Below are 549 nucleotides of genomic sequence, written 5' to 3' on the forward strand. Positions count from 1 at the left end.
ACCACCGTTTGAGATTGTTTGTGTTCCATCATTATAGATCAGGCACGCGCGCGAACCATCCGGATCACCTTATTCGATAAGTATTTTTGCAAGGGATAGGTGATCCAATCCGTGATACCCAGCGTATCCCTCTAAATACAAGAAGATAAAGAGGTTCTAATGCTAGATCAAACTGAGGGCCCCCGAAAGAAAATCGCCATTGTTGGGGGCGGAATTGCGGGCTTGTCTGCATCCTATCTGGCGTCACCATTTCGCGAAGCCAGCACAGCTATGCCGTCTGCCGTCTGGAAGGACGCGCAGACATCCAGTTGCGTGACTATCGAGACATCGATGGGCGATTTGACAACATCGTCTCCATCGAAATGATCGAGGCTGTCGGGGAAAGATATTGGCCCAGCTATTTCGATGTGTGGAAACGCAATCTGGCCGAAGGCGGGCGTGTCGTATTACAGGCGATCACCGTCAAAGACAGTTTTTTTGAGACCTACAAAACCTCGTCCGAATATATCCGCCAGTATGCATTTCCCGGGGGCATTTTGCTATCCGACA

Annotated in this window: 1 pseudogene; it reads left to right on the forward strand. The window is 49.9% G+C overall.

From position 1 onward, the window contains the following. Positions 1 to 233: 233 nt before the first annotated feature. Positions 234 to 549: pseudogene (locus AB9F26_RS22255) on the forward strand (cyclopropane-fatty-acyl-phospholipid synthase family protein); the annotation flags it as partial.

It is taken from the genome of Falsihalocynthiibacter sp. BN13B15 (genome assembly GCF_041205415.1).
GTDB classification, from domain to species: Bacteria; Pseudomonadota; Alphaproteobacteria; order Rhodobacterales; family Rhodobacteraceae; genus Falsihalocynthiibacter; species Falsihalocynthiibacter arcticus.